Genomic DNA, 1,233 nt, shown 5'->3' on the forward strand with positions numbered 1-1,233 from the left:
GCGCTATCCACATCCTGAGCGCTCTCTTCTTTAATATGCTGCATTAATGCGCTGAGTTTAACGTCGGTGCCCTGTCGCAACGCCGCTGCGCTTTTTGTCGCGCCGTCCGCCGGGTTGCGTTGCGTGAGCTTCACTTCCTGCTGAATTTGGGCGGGCGTAACAGCTTGCGTTTTCAGCGTCTGGTTAATGCTCATTGTTTGTTCTCCGAACCCTGTGTATTCGACATCTTGCCGTTATTATCAATATCGATACTTTCCCGGATAACTAAAGCTGAAACTACAAATTTATCCGCACGCTGCCGTCGTGATTTACGCTGCCGCTGACCAGCTGCCCGGTTTTCATGCGTACCCGCACGGCATCCTCCACCGCGCCATTATCCAGCGCTTTGCCTTTGGCATAGATATGAAAGCCGCTGCCGTAGGCGATAACCTCCACCTCGTCGCCGCGGCTGACGCGCCAGCGTTTACGCAGCTGGCTTTGCGTCAGCGGCTGACCGGCGCGCACCGCGCGGGTTAACACCGCGCCTTCGACGCCGTCCGGCTGTGTCATTACGTCGTCCGGGAGGTTAGCCAGTGAGCCGCTGCGCTGAACAATATCCTGCGCGATCAACAGGCTGCCCGCTTTCAGATCGCGCGCCGCGGTCCACCAGCGGCCTTCCGCCTCCACCCTGATCGGAATAAAGTGTTTTTTATCGCCGCACTGTGCCACCACTGTTCTGTTGCCGGTCAGGCGCTGGCTGCCGCTTAGCGTAAGATGCGGCTCGTCACAGAGCGCAGCGTGTTTCTCTGCCGCGTTCAGCAGCGTCGCCCGGCGCACTACCCCCACTTCATGACCCTTGCCGTTCAACAGCGCGTTAATTTTTTTCGTCAGCGCCGTATGATTAATCTGGGCTGAAGCGGTAAAAGGAATGAAAAATAAAAGTAATAATTTTTCACGCCAGCGACTAAATACATTTTTCATGCTCTTCCGCATTGGTAGCTATCATTAATAATAAAAGTTATCCCCTTTTTATGTGCGCCAGTGTAGCGCTAACCTGACAAAAAATAATGGCGTGAAATAGCAACGCTTTTGTCAATAATTAGCGCGATTGCAGAATTGATTATTATTAGTTGGCTATAAGCTATAATATTTGTCTTATTTTTGCGGTATAGATTATTTCCGATCCCCTTTATAGTCCTCTGCGTTAATCTCCATTAAAAAGGCCCGTCTTGTCATGATGGATAAACTCGATAA

Annotated in this window: 2 protein-coding genes; both read right to left on the bottom strand. The window is 51.5% G+C overall.

Features of this window, described 5'->3' with window-relative positions; translation table 11 throughout:
- Positions 1-194, bottom strand: a 194-nt coding sequence (locus HA46_RS20595; protein WP_143807702.1) for a hypothetical protein, incomplete at its 3' end; no start/stop codon positions are given.
- Between the two features lie 82 nt (positions 195-276).
- Positions 277-960 (bottom strand): flagellar basal body P-ring formation chaperone FlgA, encoded by a 684-nt coding sequence (gene flgA / locus HA46_RS20600; protein WP_158086856.1) that lies wholly within the window; start codon positions 958-960, stop codon positions 277-279.
- Positions 961-1,233: the final 273 nt, after the last annotated feature.

It is taken from the genome of Pantoea septica (assembly GCF_002095575.1).
Lineage (GTDB): Bacteria > Pseudomonadota > Gammaproteobacteria > Enterobacterales > Enterobacteriaceae > Pantoea > Pantoea septica.